This is a genomic window from Xenorhabdus griffiniae (genome assembly GCF_001028135.1).
Lineage (GTDB): Bacteria > Pseudomonadota > Gammaproteobacteria > Enterobacterales > Enterobacteriaceae > Xenorhabdus > Xenorhabdus bakwenae.
This window is the reverse complement of sequence record NZ_LDNM01000053.1, coordinates 64,377-79,060: the sequence shown is the minus strand read 5'-3', so window position 1 is coordinate 79,060 and position 14,684 is coordinate 64,377. Positions and strand designations below refer to the sequence as shown.

The following is a 14,684-nucleotide window of genomic DNA, read 5'->3' as shown; positions in this document are numbered from 1 at the left end:
ATTATGTGCTGATTTCTAGCTCTTTTTCGTGGTTACCAACAGCAGATAGGGCTTGAACATCTGTTTGTAACATATTCTTAATCACCCTGGTTGCAATATTCGCTACCACGACGAGGGCATTGGGCACCCATAACCGCTTATGCGCAGGCGTTCCGACAAACCAAATACTTTCCTTTTCCTTAAGGTCAGGGTGGATGGCAATCATTTCTGATGATATCGATATGGCGCGTTCTGAACGCTGGCCGTGCGTGTCGATCTCAAGTTTCCCATCCTCGTCAATGACAAAGTCAGGTTGGTGATAACCAACAGCCGCAACAATAGCATCAAACGTTTGATAATCCTGCTCTAAGTTGACTAACCAGGAATTGGCTTCTCCTTCCTCTATAACAACATTTAGAATTTCTCCCTGCTGAATGTTCAGAGAACCTCTGTCCATATAGTGCAGAAGTTTTCGTGCATTGGGTAAAGCAATGGCGGTGATATATCGATGAAGCATTTTTTCGACGTTGGGATGAAATGAACCGTCGAAATAGGTTTTATCATTTAAATGTACTTCATTAATGACATCCATGAAATTGACTATCATATCTTGCCATTGACTCTTTCCTTGCTCGGCAATAGCGATTTCTTCACGCAGACGTTCCCGATAACTATTGGCATTAGAAAACTGCTCTCGCCAGGGTATTTTTGTGTATTTGTCGAGTGCGCGGTAGAAATATTTCAGGTAGGCATGTTTCAATGAATCAGGAAAAAAATGGTTCGATAGATTCCCCTTACGGGTCATTATTGACATTATGTTTTCATGCTCAAAGAAGGTTCCTGAACTTCGCATAAACCGCGAACGCACAGCGGGTATATCTCCTGATGGCGACGTCATGGTGACGCGATGGCCTTCACGGCAGAGAAGAATAGCAGCATCGATGGCTGAGAGTTTACTGCCGATAACCAATACCTGCGATTGCGAGGGAATTCTGGCTAACATATCCTGCTCTGGGTAGGGGCAGTGAATAAAAGTTGGATGAGTCAGGTGGGGTTTCAATACCTCAGGGATACGAGAAGAGCCGAAGCCTGTACAGAAAATGACATCGGTCACTTCCAGCGATTGAGGCGTCAGAACGTCACCGTGCCAAAGCGTATAACAGCGGTGTGAATTTATCTTCAATTGCCTGAATAAATGAGGGATATGGAAAACACCAATACCGGCCTTGTGAGCGACAGAGTTAAATTCCAGGAACCTTTCATTCAGATAATTTCCGACCCATTGCCGTGGTACAAAAGATTCCGGTGTAACGATATGCCCACGTTTATGCAGATAATCCAGAAAATCCAGAGGGTTACCGGCCACGACGGACATGGTATCAACCGAGGTATTGCAGAGTATATCGTCATCCAAATTGAAAAAGGCCATACCGGGACCAACAGGCCCGGGTTCAATAATATAAATGGCTTGTGCCACACGATGTTGCACTGCTGCGATGAATGTTGCCACACCCGCAGCCCCGCCTCCGACAATCGCAAGACTTCTTTTTTGAAAAGACATCATTATTTCCTATATTTTAACTATATTGAAATTAAGGACGTTTTATCCGGCTGACTTAAGTGAAGGCATTCATTTTGCAATGGCTTCGACAATCGAAATATAACAGCCGGTATCAATGACGCGATTGAGTTTTAAATCTGCGTTAGCCAGCAATTGTCGTAGCTCATCCTCTGTACGCTCGCGCCCCCCTTCGTAGATCCCCATGCAGAGGAGATCCATTTCCTTACCTGCGTGCGAAACATTGCCATTAGGGATTACGGGATCCATTATCAGTACCCGGCCGTCAGGGGACATCGCTTGTCGGCAGTTGCGTAGGATGCGTATACATTGTTCATCAGGCCAGTCGTGCATAATGTACTTGAGCAGATAGATATCGCCCTGAGGACATGACTCGAAAAAGTCGCCAGAAGCAATCGCCCAACGCGTATCGTCACCCAGTGCGTCAAGTTGATGTCTGGTCAGTACGTGTGATTGGTCGAAAAGGATCCCTCGCAGAGTTGTATTGGCCTGTAATACGCTTAATAACAGGCCACCAAATCCGCCAGCGATATCGACAACTGTCGCATTTTTCGGGAAGTCATAACTGTTCACCAGGAACAAATTTTCCACTTTAGACATTGACGACATACCGGCGTGAAAATCATCAGCCGGTGTGTCCGTCTGCGCCCAATAATCAAAGAAAGGCAGTCCGTAGAGGTGTTTAAAGGCGGGATTGCCGCGGACACTTTCTACAATCTCACCAAGAGGTTGCCAAAATGTCCTGTCAGTCAGCATCAATACTGCGGCTCGGAGGGAGTGGTGTGTGTCTTTGCGCAGGAACGCTGCGGCTGGTGTGAGTGAAAACTGATTTTCTTCGGTTTCATGAAAGATATTCCGTGTGGCAAGCAACCGCAGAACTCGGTGTAGTTGTTGCTCTTGGGCTCCGACAGTTTTGGCGAGTTCATGCACTGTTTTTGGCCCGTTGTTCAAATGATCGGCTACCCCAAGAACTGCGGCAGCACGAAGCGCGGCTTGATAAGAATACCCCATTGTTTGATTAAGTAAGTGTAACGCTGCTGATGTGTCGTTAGAAATTGCTGTGTTATTATTTAAAATGTTCATAGAGATCTCATTTATTATATAATTATTTAAATTAGAATAAAAATAAAAGAAATATAAGTTACCTTATTATTTCAATAATATTATTAATCAGAAAATTATTCGTTTTTCAATCACAAAAAATCTTATACGAAAGTATATTATTATAATGATTTTTATTAATAAGGATAATAAATAGGGTTGTTTTTTACGCGAAGGTTACGCGGTAAAATTAAGTGATTTTATCGTGAGGGTTTTCAGGGGATATACCAATCCAACTTCAGGATGCGTATTATATTTCCCCGCGCAGCGGGGAAATATAAGGCCTCGCGTCATCTTGCGGATTGAAACTTGAAGTTTATCGGATATATAACTATTAAATAACGGAATATAAAAATAAAGTAGGGCATAATAAAAATGTCATCATAAATAATATCAGTAAGTTATATCATTTGCGTTATGGAAGTTTTTGTGAGTTTGGTAGCTAAAAAAACTATTTCATAAAGTAATCCCCCTAAAATAGTCATGGGGGATTATTTTATTATAATTGGCAAACAAAGGCTGCATCAATGCAATTTCTTTGGAAATCATCCCAAAAACCGGGGGGATAACGCTCAATATCACTTTCCAATAGCATGGGTTTATGCCACTCGAATTTTAATCCCGCCTTAGTGATGGCATTTTTATATTGTTCACGGCTCCAACGATGCATAGTAAAAGGGCTGGGTGGAGTAGTCAGAAATTCAGCCCTCACAAGAGTTGTATCTTTCACAGGTTCTTCACTGAGAACCTTTATGCAATAATTTTCATAGTTTCCTTTTTCTAAACGATAATCAGGTTCAAATGTATAAGCGATAAGTTTACCGGAAGGTTTAAGATGATCTGCAATTACACGAAACATATTTTCAAGTTGTTCAAGTGATTCCGCGTGACAAAATAACCAGGCGGCAACTATCAGGTCAAATTTGCCGAATGACTCCATTTTGCTGACATCCCTGATATGATATTCTATACCATCGTTATATTGTTGCGATTTGTGTTTAGCAATTTCTATCATCTTATCTGATATATCAACACCAATCACTTTTGCAGCGCCACGATTTCTGAATTCCCGGCTAAATAAGCCATATCCACATCCTAAATCTAACACCGATTTTCCTTTTACATCTCCTGCCAGATTGAGGAGGGTACGAGTGACTATTTTTATTTGAGCACTGGAGTCTGAAAAATCTTCGTAGAGATGAGCAATAGGGTTATATAAGATGTTATCTTTCATAATTTTGTCCTTAATTAAAATTAAGATGTTTTATTTATCTGTAGGATATACTCGATAAACTGCAAGTTGCAATCCGCAAAGTGACGCGAGGTATTATATTTCCCCGCTGTGCGGCAGAATATAACATGCATATTGAAGTTGGATTGGTATATATTATTTAATATTGGTGTAATAATGGCTGACGGTTTTTCTTCTTTGTATATTAAAGTGCCAGTAATAAATTGGATATAATTATTTTTATATTGATCATTTTTTTATCAACCCATATTACAATGGGTTGATATTCGTCATTATTTTGTGCCTAAAAAACGATGAATAGCCCGGAGTACAGCTTCTGGTTTTTCTGCATGCACCCAATGACCGCAACCTGCGACAACCCATGCTGTTGCTTGTGGGAATTGGCTGATAATATCTTCCCGATATTCTTCTGTAATGTAATCTGAATTTCCACCACGGATAAACAGGGCGGGTTCGTGCCATGCCGGAATAGTCTCCCAACCGATAATCTTTTCATATTCTTTTTGCAAAACAGGCGGGTTGAATTGCCATTCCCCTTGACGGAATGATTTCAATAAAAACGGAATAACGCCCTCTTCCCGAATATCCTGACGCATAATATCTGCCGCGGCCTGTCGGGTTTGTACACCGGCAGCCGTGACTTTGTTCAATGCTGCAAAAATGCGGTCATGGCGGCGAACCGGGTAAGCGACGGGAGCCATATCAATCACGACGATTTTTTCAATCCTTTCCGGCGCAATGGCCGTCATGGTCATGGCGATTTTGCCCCCCATGGAATGCCCGATAATAATGGCTTTGGACACGGTGAGTTCATCAAGCAGTGCCAGGACGTCCCGCGCCATATCACGATAATCCATATTTTCCATACGGGGTGAAATACCGTGGTTACGTACATCAATTTGGATCACCGGATAATGTTGCTGTAGATCACGCCCCAATACGCCCAAATTGTTTAAATCTCCAAAAAGCCCATGAATCAAGACAACGGGAGTTGAAGATTGCAGATTTTCTACAGTGTGAAGATGATAATTTAATTGACAATTTGACTTCATGATTTGCCTGAATTTAATACCATTTATCCAATGTTTAATATTGAGATGCTTAATATCATGATACGTGAGCTGTGACAAACTCAATAGGATGAATGAGTTGTAACTAATTGATTTATTTTAAAGGAAAGTCGCTTGCCTAAAGATTGTCAATTTTAAAAAGAATCACTTTAAGTTATTGAAAGTTTAATTGTTTTGTTTTGTGGCATTATATCTTATAATCTCAAGATAATTTTTTCATTAAGAACAGTACTGGATAGAAATGAAAACGATAGAAGTTGATGAAGAACTTTACCGCTTTATTGCAAGCCAAACTCTGCATATCGGTGAAAGTGCATCTGATATTTTACGGCGCATACTGAAGTTAGACGCCGGGCAGCCAGTACAAAAGACAGAGCCTGCCAACGTTCCTGCACCTGTTGTTAAAACCCCAGTTGCCCGTTCCCGTGATGCTGTTCGCGTTATTCGTGAATTATTACTTTCGGATGAGTACGCTGAAAAGAAAAAATCGGTTGAACGCTTTATGCTGATCTTGTCTACAGTGTATAGTTTGAACAGCGAAAGCTTTTCCAACGCAACAGAAGCGATGCATGGCCGTACCCGTACCTATTTCGCCGGTGATGAACACACTTTGTTGGCTAGCGGTAAGCAAACGAAGCCACGCCATATTCCCGGTACGCCTTTTTGGGTGATCACCAATACCAATACTGACCGTAAACGCAGCATGATCGAACATATTATGCAGGATATGAAGTTTCCGGCAAATTTGATTGAGAAAGTGTGTGGCACTATTTAATTCAGTTAGTTGCTCTACTACTAATACAATCGCTTAGTTTATTAGTACTGCGCTGGCGGTAAGTCAGTGCGGTCTCCCAGGAGAAATAATAAAGTGGCCATTCATCCAAGAGCAGGGCAGCTCGCCCGGCAGCATGATTTAATCAATATCGCTCAACTCACTTCACAGTATTACACCTTACAACCCCATTCTGAAAATCCGGCCCATAAGGTCAAGTTTGGTACTTCCGGCCATCGTGGTAGTGCTGGCCGCAATAGTTTTAACGAAGCGCATATTCTGGCTATTTCGCAGGCCATTGTGGAAATGCGTTCGCAACATGGAATTACAGGGCCATGTTATGTGGGTAAAGATACCCACGCGCTTTCAGAAGCCGCATTTATCTCCGTATTGGAGGTGTTAACGGCGAATGGCGTGGATGTCATTGTGCAGGAAAATAATGGATTTACACCGACGCCTGCCATTTCCCATGCCATCTTATGCCATAACCGTCAGGGAAAAAATTTGGCTGATGGTATCGTGATCACGCCATCCCATAACCCGCCAGAAGACGGGGGTATTAAATATAATCCCCCTAACGGCGGGCCAGCTGATACCGATCTGACGGCCATCATTGAACGGCGCGCCAATGAATTACTGGAAACGGCACTTAGTGGCATCCAGCGTATCTCTTATGAACAGGCCTTAAAAAGTGGCTATCTGCATCCCCGTGATTTGATTGAACCTTATGTCACTGCACTCGGTGACGTTGTGGATATGGCGGCTATCCAGCAAGCAGGCTTAAAGATTGGTATTGATCCACTGGGCGGTTCTGGGATTGCCTATTGGCAGCGGATTGGAGAATATTACAATCTCGATCTGACTCTGGTTAATGATAAGGTCGATCAGACATTTCGCTTTATGACACTGGATCATGACGGCGTGATCCGTATGGATTGCTCATCCCGTTGGGCAATGGCGGGGTTACTGGAGCTGCGTGGTAAATTTGATTTAGCCTTTGCCAATGATCCTGACTATGACCGTCATGGGATTATCACGCCGGCGGGGTTGATGAACCCTAACCACTATTTAGCAACGGCTGTTGATTATTTATTCCGTCATCGTCCACAATGGCCGAAAAATATTGCCGTGGGCAAGACACTGGTTTCCAGCGCCATGATTGATCGTGTTGTCGCTGATCTGGGGCGTGAATTAGTAGAAGTTCCCGTCGGTTTTAAATGGTTTGTGGATGGGTTATATAAAGGCGAGTTAGGCTTTGGTGGAGAAGAAAGTGCCGGAGCATCTTTCCTGCGCTTTGATGGCACTCCGTGGTCAACCGATAAAGATGGCATCATTCTTTGTTTGTTGGCGGCTGAAATGACGGCAATGACCGGTGAGAACCCGCAGCAACGTTACAACAAACTGGCGGCCAAATTTGGCACTCCGAGCTATAGCCGTATTCAGGCTCCGGCGACTCATCAGCAAAAAGCATTATTGTCCAAGTTATCACCGGAAATGGTTAAGGCCGATAGATTGGCAGGTGATCCGATTACCGCTCGTTTGACCACTGCATCGGGGAATGGCGCTTCCATTGGTGGCTTGAAAGTAATGAGTGATAATGGTTGGTTTGCCGCCCGTCCTTCTGGTACGGAAGAGGCCTATAAAATCTATTGCGAAAGTTTCCTTGGTGCGGAGCATCGTGAAAAAATTGAACATGAAGCCCAGGAAATCGTCAATCAGGTATTTACTGCGGGTTAACGGGTTTCTATTTCTGGCAGGTTCTGGCTGGCAAAAATACAAGCCGTAGCAGTTGCTGCGGCTTCTTTGTTTTTATCCCAAAGCGACCATCAAAGCACCGAGGGTAATCAGCACGATACCCGCAGATGCCACCAGCGAAACGTTCTCACCAAATAGAATGACGGCCAGAATGACGGCAAATACCACGCTCAATTTATCGATAGGAGCAACCTGGGACACATTGCCATGTTTGATCGCCAGAAAATAGAATAACCAGGAGAGGGCGCCGGCAATACCACTTAACAGGATAAACATAAATGCCTTGCGATTGGCGACAATTTCGCTGATAAGATTCAATTTTCCCTGTACAACGACAACGCCTACCAAAAACAGTGCCATAATGACGGCACGAATGGCGGTTGCCGTATTGGCATCCAAATTTTGCAACCCAATTTTGCCAAAGATAGCGACCAGCGCTGCCGTTAGCGCGGAGAGTAAGGCATAAATCAGCCATGTACTCATATTCAATTAACCCTGTGTTTGATATTAACGAGTGGTACCAGAGGAATGCATCATAGGCTAAATTTGTTGATCTGAATATGCATAATTCGATTAAAATGCTAAAAATATTTATGCGCTTTATTTTTCAAATTGCCGTGACTTTTAATTATATGAAAGCACAATTAATTAATATCACAGAAGATAGCTCATCCTTTAATCTACTCCTGATATTTATTAATAAAGGATGAGGTGAGTTTATCTAATACAATGTCTAATCATTATTTTCATCTTATTAAAAAATAAAATGGTTAATGTAATCTTTCTATTAAAAAGGTTTGGCTATGAAATCTGTCTTTTGGAGAAAGGTTTATCTTATTGTATTTAGCAGCCTATTTATTTTATCACTGACAAGTTGCGTACAGGATAGCTGTATACAAAATAAAAATCACTCGTTCAAAACCCAGGAGGAAATGATGGCACATAGTTTGACGAACATATCTGGCAGTGAACAAATCTATCGTTGTCATTCTGAACCAGAAATTTCTCAGGCCTCTGCACATTGGATTGATCGACAAACATTATTATGGCCAGGTGGGGCTGGTCAACCTATTGTTCGCTTATATTACAGTCACAACAATAAAGTAGCGTCCAGTGAGCAAGGTTATTTTACCGATAAATATCTGACGTTAACACCGACGAACTTAAGTCAAGAGATGGCAAGGAAGTTTCCTCATCTGGCAAAATGGGCAGCATTCCGTCTGCCAGAGGGAACAGATATTGATCTCCTTTTGACCGGAGATTTGGTCGCTTTGGCCGCCGATGAGCAAGGTTTGCTAATATCGGCAACTCAGGTACAAACGGCGGGTGTATTGGATGAGCGTTTCGCCGATGCGGCGGATAAACTGGAATATGGGGCGCAGATAAACAAAAAAGGCGTGATTTTCCGTTTGTGGGCACCGACGGCCCAAGCGGTTGGCTTGATTATTTATAATCAAGATAAACAAATTGTCGCTAATCATTCGATGGCGCGTGATGTTGCGAGTGGCTCCTGGTCATGGCAGGGTAACAAGGAATTGATTGGCGCTTACTATCGTTATGCCTTAAAGGTCTACCATCCCTCTTCCCGTCATGTGGAACGTTATGAAGTGACCGATCCCTATTCTTATAGCCTGTCTACCAATTCAGAATATAGCCAGATCGTCAATTTGGATGATGCGTCACTGAAACCACAAAATTGGGATAGCCTGTTGACGCCACACCCGCAAAATACACCAACGGATATTACCCGCATGACCATCTATGAAGCGCATATCCGTGATCTTTCCGTTACAGATAGTACGATACCCGCAGATTGGCGCGGTAAATACTTGGCACTGACCGACAAGAACAGCGATATGTTCAAACACCTTAAAGCGTTGAGCCGGGCGGGAATGACTCATATGGAGTTATTGCCTGTGTTCGATAACGCTTCCATTAACGAATTTAGTCATCAGGTGGCTGATCTTGATCACTCTTTTAAACGTCTATGTCGGGTCAATCCCATAGTGAAAAATAGCCGTTTTGCGGGTTATTGCCACAGCTCATTGACCGTACGGGAAGTTTTGCAGCAGTTGCGGCGTGATGACAATATCAATAATCCGCAGGTACAAGAATTAAATACGATGGTGGCCAGGACGGATTCCTATAATTGGGGCTACGATCCGTTTCACTATTCAGTACCGGAAGGCTCTTATGCTACTGATCCAGAAGGTTCCGGTCGTATAAAAGAGTTTCGCTCCATGATACAGGCTATCAAACAGCAATTAGGGATGAATGTAATCATGGATGTTGTCTACAACCATACCGATGCGGCAGGCCCTGCGTCCCGGACATCGGTGTTGGATAAGATCGTGCCTGGGTATTACCACCGTTTAGATGAAATAACCGGCAATGTAGAAAATAATACCTGTTGTGCTGATACTGCGCCTGAACGTCGTATGTTTGCCAAACTGATTGAAGACTCGCTGGTGACCTGGGTTAAAGATTATAAGGTAGATGCATTTCGATTCGATTTAATGGGTTATCACCCTAAAGCGCAAATTATATCGGCACTGGAAAAAGTACGGGCGATTAATCCATCGATCTACTTTTTCGGCGAGGGCTGGCATTCTGGGCAGGATGATCGATTTGAAATCGCATCACAAGTTAATCTTAAGGGAAGTGGCATTGGAACCTTCTCTGACCGATTGCGAGATGCGGTACGTGGAGGTGGGCCTTTTGATGTTGCTGACAGTATTCGCCGTCATCAGGGCGTAGGAAATGGTGCCGGAATATTGCCGAACGAAATTTCTGGCTTAGATGCGGATAAGGCTCGTCATTTATGGGATCTGGTACGTCTTGGCATGGCTGGCAATTTGGCTGATTTCGTCATGATCGATAAAGATGGAAATGTGAAAACCGGCATAGAAATTGATTATAAGGGTACTGCTGCGGGTTATGCGTCAGATCCTACTGAAGTACTAAATTATGTATCTAAGCACGACAATCAAACATTGTGGGATATTATTAGCTATAAAGCCGCCCAGGAAGCCGATTTGATGACAAGGGTTCGGATGCAGGCGCTCTCTCTTGCAACGGTATTTCTTGGGCAAGGCCTGGCTTTCGATCAACAGGGTTCAGAGTTATTGCGTTCAAAATCATTTACCCGTGATTCTTATGACGCCGGCGATTGGTTTAATCGAGTTAGTTATGATTATAAAGACAATAACTATGATGTGGGGCTACCTGAACGTGGTAACGACGGCCAAAATTATCCACTGATTAATCGGGTAAAAAATCAGGTAGAAAAACCGGGTCAAATTGAATTATTACAAATGATGGCCTTTTATCAGGAGCTATTGCGGTTACGTCAATTTTCACCATTGATGGCACTTGGTGATGGTGAGGCTGTCAGGCAACGGGTCGATTTTGCCAATGTTGGCCCTCATCAGAAAATGGGTTTATTGGTGATGACGATTGATGATGGTAACACGACCGCACGTGATTATGACCGAAGATTTGATGGTGTGGTCATCGTTATTAACGCTGCACCTTGGTCTGTGACTGTCAAAGATCTTAATATCAACGGATTGAAATTAAACGCTATTCAACGTGAATTAGGTGAAACATCTTTAGCGGCGGGAATACAAATAACAGAAAATGGTGAGGTAACCATGCCTGCATGGTCGGCAGCCGTGTTGGTTCTGCCGCAGACAGGAATGCGTGGAACAGGTTTGCCTGTGCGCAGGAAAGAGTAAAAACCGGCAAAAAATGGGGTTATTTTTGATGTGAGCAATACATGGTTTTAACCGTACAGACATTGGCTGTATTCACGTTAACCATACTCATATTTCTCTGGGGGCATTTTCAATTTTTGCCGAGTCTTCTAACGGTAGAAGAAAATGAAAACTGTCCCCCCCTTTTTTATTGTTAGCCGCCCATATTTTTCCGCCGTGGATTTCAATAATGGATCGGCAGATTGCCAAACCTAACCCGACACCGGATATGGCGGTGTCTTTGCTGGTGCGTGAGAATTTATTAAAAATCAGTTTTTCTTGCCCTGATGGATTGCCTGAGCCTGCATTCCAGATTTCAATATGCACCTGTTTTTGATCAGGTTTTTCCGCGATTGTGGCTTTTATGCCTAAGAGGGTTTGTCCGTTAGTGTATTTAATGGCATTTTCCAGCAAATTAATAAAAACACGTTCCAGTAAGACGGCATCACAATGCAGCAATAAAGCGTCAGGTAAAGCAAGTGCTACAGTATAGCGATTGAGGGTATGTTCCAGAGCACGCAAGGCACTGCCGACAATTTTTTCCAATGGATACCATTCAAGATTAAGCTGAATGCCCCCTGATTGCAGTCGTGCCATATCAAGCAGGTTATTGACCAGTCGTGAAAGGCTGAGAATTTGCTGGCGAATTTGGTTAACTTGTTGGGTATGGGGCGAACTTTCAGTCGATAAATCCAACATCAGTATTTCAGCCTGCCCGAATAGTACGGTTAATGGCGTAAGTAAGTCGTGAGATAGTGCTGCCAGTAATGAATTACGCAGTTGTTCCCGCTCAGTTTCTAACCTGGCGGATTCTGCACTGCGGGTAAGGTACAAGCGTTCCAGCGCATTGGCAATGAGTCCCGTGAAGATTTGTAATAGCCGTTGTTGTTCCGGCACCAGTAACTGGCGCTGGTTAGGCGATTCAATAGCCAGAACGGCAAAAACCTGCGAGGGCGTAGCGATAGGCAGTAATTGATAAGGGACTCCCGGTAATGTATCCGTCCCTGCGCCGGCAGGCTGTTTTTTCTCAAAACACCATTTGGCGATCGCTTCATCGACCTGCATCTGACCACCATTAGTGGATTTCACTTGATATAAATGCTGGTTGCTATCTGGCAGCAGCAGACCTGTTTTTGCCTGAAAGCTGTTGGATAGAAAGTGATAGCTGATACGGGCTACGTCTTCTTCGTTCAGCGCTTTGCTCAGTGTACGCGTTATTTCATACAGGTGTCGTGTGCGTTGCTCGCGATAACGGGCTACTCTGGCTTGATAACGTATACCTGAAGTGAGGTTGCCAACAACGGCTCCGACAATCAGCATTACAGCTAATGTGAGCAGATATTGTATGTTTTTGACTTCCAATGACCAACGTGGCTGGACAAAGAAAAGATCAAAACTGATGACATTGACAAAAGCCGCAAAGACAGATGGCCAGCGGCCATAAAACAGCGCAATAATGACAACGCCGAGCAGATAGAGTGCGACCAGGTTGGCTTTATCGAGGGTCAGCAAGAAAGTTCGGGAAAAGAGGGTAATGAGGGCACAGAGTACGGTAGCCATCAAAAAACCCTGAATCGGGACTCGCCATTTATTATTAAATGTTCGGTTATCTTTTGGCTCTTTGTCTCTGTTTTTTTTATTTTCCAACGCAACAATAATCAAATCCAAATCAGGACCGAGTTTTCCCAGACGCTCTGAAAAGTCACGATGCCATTTAAAGCCAAAGAAATTTACCTGTGAATTGTAATAGCGACCAATCAGGATTTTACCCAGATTATGCTCTCTGGCGTAGCGCAGGATGGCTTTTTCTTCATCGGAATCAGAGAGTGTTGCGGTTTCAGCGCCCAGATCTTGTGCCAGTTTTAAGGCTTGTAAAATGGTACGTCGTTTGTTTTCGGGCAATCGATGTAGCCTGGGGGTTTCAACGTAAACGGCATGCCAGCTACAGTTGAGTTTTGCTGCCAGGCGGGCTGCTTTTCGAACCAGTTTTTCATTGCCGGCGTTGTAGCCAATACACAGCAGTAAATTCTCTTGCGTATGCCATACGGGTTCTTTTCCTCGGGTATCACGAAAAGCGCGCATTTGGTCATCTACGCGATCTGCCGTGCGACGCAACGCCAATTCACGCAGGGCAATCAGGTTCCCTTTGCGGAAAAAATGTTCAATGGCACGTTCAGCCTGACCTGAAATATAAACCTTGCCATCATTGAGCCGCTGGCGCAGATCATCTGGCGGCAGATCGACCAGAACAACATCATCGGCCTGATCAAAGATATGATCAGGAACGGTTTCCCGAACGCGAATACCGGTAATGCCGCCGACAACATCATTTAAACTTTCCAAATGTTGCACATTGACGGTCGTCAGTACATCAATGCCAGCTTCCAATAATTCTTCGACATCTTGCCAGCGCTTCGGATGGCGACAACCTTTCGGGTTACTGAATGCCAGTTCGTCCATCAAAATAATGGCCGGATGGCGGGCAAGGGCGGCATCAATATCAAATGCGGCTATCCGGCGAGCATTATGGTGGAAATATTTGGGAGGTAATCGGGGCAACCCTTTCAGTAAGGCTGCGGTTTCTTGTCGATCATGAGTTTCAACAACACCGACAATGATATCTAAACCCTGCGCCAGCAGGCGTTGAGCTTCTTGCAGCATGGCATATGTTTTGCCGACACCCGCACAAGCACCGAAAAATATTTTTAGTTTGCCGCGGGGTTTTTCGTTTGCCAGTGTCAGCAATTCATCAGGATCAGGACGCGGCGGTTCATTGTGTTCCATATTCTGATCTGCCTTTTGGGTTCAGGTTATCTAACGCCAGATTCAGTGCCAGTACATTGACGATGGGTTGCCCCATATATTCCAGCAGGGGATATTGAATGTGTTGCTCAATCAGCTTATGGATAACGGTAAGTGGCATGTGACGGGCTATCGCCACACGTTGAGCCTGGAATTCAGCCGCCTCTGGGGATATATGGGGATCGAGTCCGCTACCCGATGCCATGATTAAATCAACAGGGATTGGAGAGTTTCCGGGATGGTTAAATAAGCGTACCCGGATAATGTTTTGATGTATTTTGCTGCTCAATACAGGGTTGGTTATTGCGAGATTACTGCCTCCGGATGACAGGGTGTTGTACGGTTTTTCGGCTGTCATGGAAGGCCGCCCATGAAAATAGATGGATTGGGTAAAATTTTGACCAATTAATTCGGAGCCAACCCGTTTGCTATTCTGCGCTATTAGCGATCCTTTAGCTTGATAGGGGAATAAAAATTCTGCTATTCCCGTCACCAGTAATGGATAGGCAATTCCCGTGATTAAGCTAAGAAATACCAGCAGAACAATGGAAGAACGTAACCAGATCATTTTTCATCACCTTATTTGATGCACCGGTTTTTAAATACGCTGTCGTTAAAA

General features: G+C 43.9%; 10 protein-coding genes. 3 read left to right on the top strand and 7 right to left on the bottom strand.

Features of this window, described 5'->3' with window-relative positions; genetic code table 11:
- Nucleotide 1: 1 nt before the first annotated feature.
- The 4 genes from AAY47_RS12450 to ybfF form a co-directional block, all read right to left on the bottom strand.
- Nucleotides 2-1,540, bottom strand: coding sequence for an FAD/NAD(P)-binding protein (locus AAY47_RS12450; RefSeq protein WP_072059787.1), 1,539 nt, complete (start codon nucleotides 1,538-1,540; stop codon nucleotides 2-4).
- Between the two features lie 69 nt (nucleotides 1,541-1,609).
- The gene (locus AAY47_RS12445; RefSeq protein ID WP_047770342.1) at nucleotides 1,610-2,641 is read right to left on the bottom strand and encodes a methyltransferase; all 1,032 of its coding nucleotides are present in this window, start codon (nucleotides 2,639-2,641) and stop codon (nucleotides 1,610-1,612) included.
- A 517-nt stretch (nucleotides 2,642-3,158) separates the two neighbouring features.
- The gene (locus AAY47_RS12440; RefSeq protein WP_047770340.1) at nucleotides 3,159-3,893 is read right to left on the bottom strand and encodes a class I SAM-dependent DNA methyltransferase; all 735 of its coding nucleotides are present in this window, start codon (nucleotides 3,891-3,893) and stop codon (nucleotides 3,159-3,161) included.
- 290 nt (nucleotides 3,894-4,183) lie between these two features.
- Nucleotides 4,184-4,963, bottom strand: coding sequence for an esterase (gene ybfF, locus AAY47_RS12435; RefSeq protein WP_047770338.1), 780 nt, complete (start codon nucleotides 4,961-4,963; stop codon nucleotides 4,184-4,186).
- Between the two features lie 259 nt (nucleotides 4,964-5,222).
- On the opposite strand from ybfF, the gene seqA reads away from it, so the two are divergent.
- Entirely contained in the window at nucleotides 5,223-5,756 is a 534-nt protein-coding gene (gene seqA / locus AAY47_RS12430) for a replication initiation negative regulator SeqA (protein ID WP_047770336.1), read from the top strand.
- A gap of 93 nt (nucleotides 5,757-5,849) precedes the next feature.
- Nucleotides 5,850-7,490, top strand: a complete 1,641-nt coding sequence (gene pgm, locus AAY47_RS12425; protein ID WP_047770334.1) for a phosphoglucomutase (alpha-D-glucose-1,6-bisphosphate-dependent) — start codon at nucleotides 5,850-5,852, stop codon at nucleotides 7,488-7,490.
- A 72-nt stretch (nucleotides 7,491-7,562) separates the two neighbouring features.
- On the opposite strand, the gene AAY47_RS12420 is transcribed toward pgm, so the two are convergent.
- Nucleotides 7,563-7,991: an EamA family transporter gene (locus tag AAY47_RS12420; protein ID WP_047770332.1), complete on the bottom strand. Its 429-nt coding sequence runs from the start codon at nucleotides 7,989-7,991 to the stop codon at nucleotides 7,563-7,565.
- Between the two features lie 452 nt (nucleotides 7,992-8,443).
- Here AAY47_RS12420 and pulA point away from each other — a divergent pair, with 452 nt between their 5' ends.
- Entirely contained in the window at nucleotides 8,444-11,245 is a 2,802-nt protein-coding gene (gene pulA / locus AAY47_RS12415; protein ID WP_047770330.1) for a pullulanase-type alpha-1,6-glucosidase, read from the top strand.
- Nucleotides 11,246-11,332: 87 nt separating this feature from the next.
- Here the strand turns inward: pulA and kdpD are convergent, their stop codons facing one another.
- Both kdpD and kdpC read right to left on the bottom strand, forming a co-directional pair.
- A complete protein-coding gene (kdpD, locus tag AAY47_RS12410) occupies nucleotides 11,333-14,047 on the bottom strand; it encodes a two-component system sensor histidine kinase KdpD (RefSeq protein WP_047770328.1) in 2,715 nt (904 codons plus the stop codon).
- Nucleotides 14,034-14,633, bottom strand: coding sequence for a potassium-transporting ATPase subunit KdpC (gene kdpC / locus AAY47_RS12405; RefSeq protein WP_047770326.1), 600 nt, complete (start codon nucleotides 14,631-14,633; stop codon nucleotides 14,034-14,036). The genes kdpD and kdpC overlap by 14 nt, the downstream gene beginning before the upstream one ends.
- Between the last annotated feature and the right edge of the window lie 51 nt (nucleotides 14,634-14,684).

Excerpts from the sequence above, each read along its gene's own strand:
- kdpC (WP_047770326.1), bottom strand. The coding sequence starts at position 14,633 with ATGATCTGGTTACGTTCTTCCATTGTTCTGCTGGTATTTCTTAGCTTA.
- AAY47_RS12440 (WP_047770340.1), bottom strand. The coding sequence starts at position 3,893 with ATGAAAGATAACATCTTATATAACCCTATTGCTCATCTCTACGAAGAT.
- seqA (WP_047770336.1), top strand. The coding sequence starts at position 5,223 with ATGAAAACGATAGAAGTTGATGAAGAACTTTACCGCTTTATTGCAAGC.
- AAY47_RS12420 (WP_047770332.1), bottom strand. The coding sequence starts at position 7,991 with ATGAGTACATGGCTGATTTATGCCTTACTCTCCGCGCTAACGGCAGCG.
- ybfF (WP_047770338.1), bottom strand. The coding sequence starts at position 4,963 with ATGAAGTCAAATTGTCAATTAAATTATCATCTTCACACTGTAGAAAAT.
- AAY47_RS12450 (WP_072059787.1), bottom strand. The coding sequence starts at position 1,540 with ATGTCTTTTCAAAAAAGAAGTCTTGCGATTGTCGGAGGCGGGGCTGCG.
- kdpD (WP_047770328.1), bottom strand. The coding sequence starts at position 14,047 with ATGGAACACAATGAACCGCCGCGTCCTGATCCTGATGAATTGCTGACA.
- AAY47_RS12445 (WP_047770342.1), bottom strand. The coding sequence starts at position 2,641 with ATGAACATTTTAAATAATAACACAGCAATTTCTAACGACACATCAGCA.
- pulA (WP_047770330.1), top strand. The coding sequence starts at position 8,444 with ATGGCACATAGTTTGACGAACATATCTGGCAGTGAACAAATCTATCGT.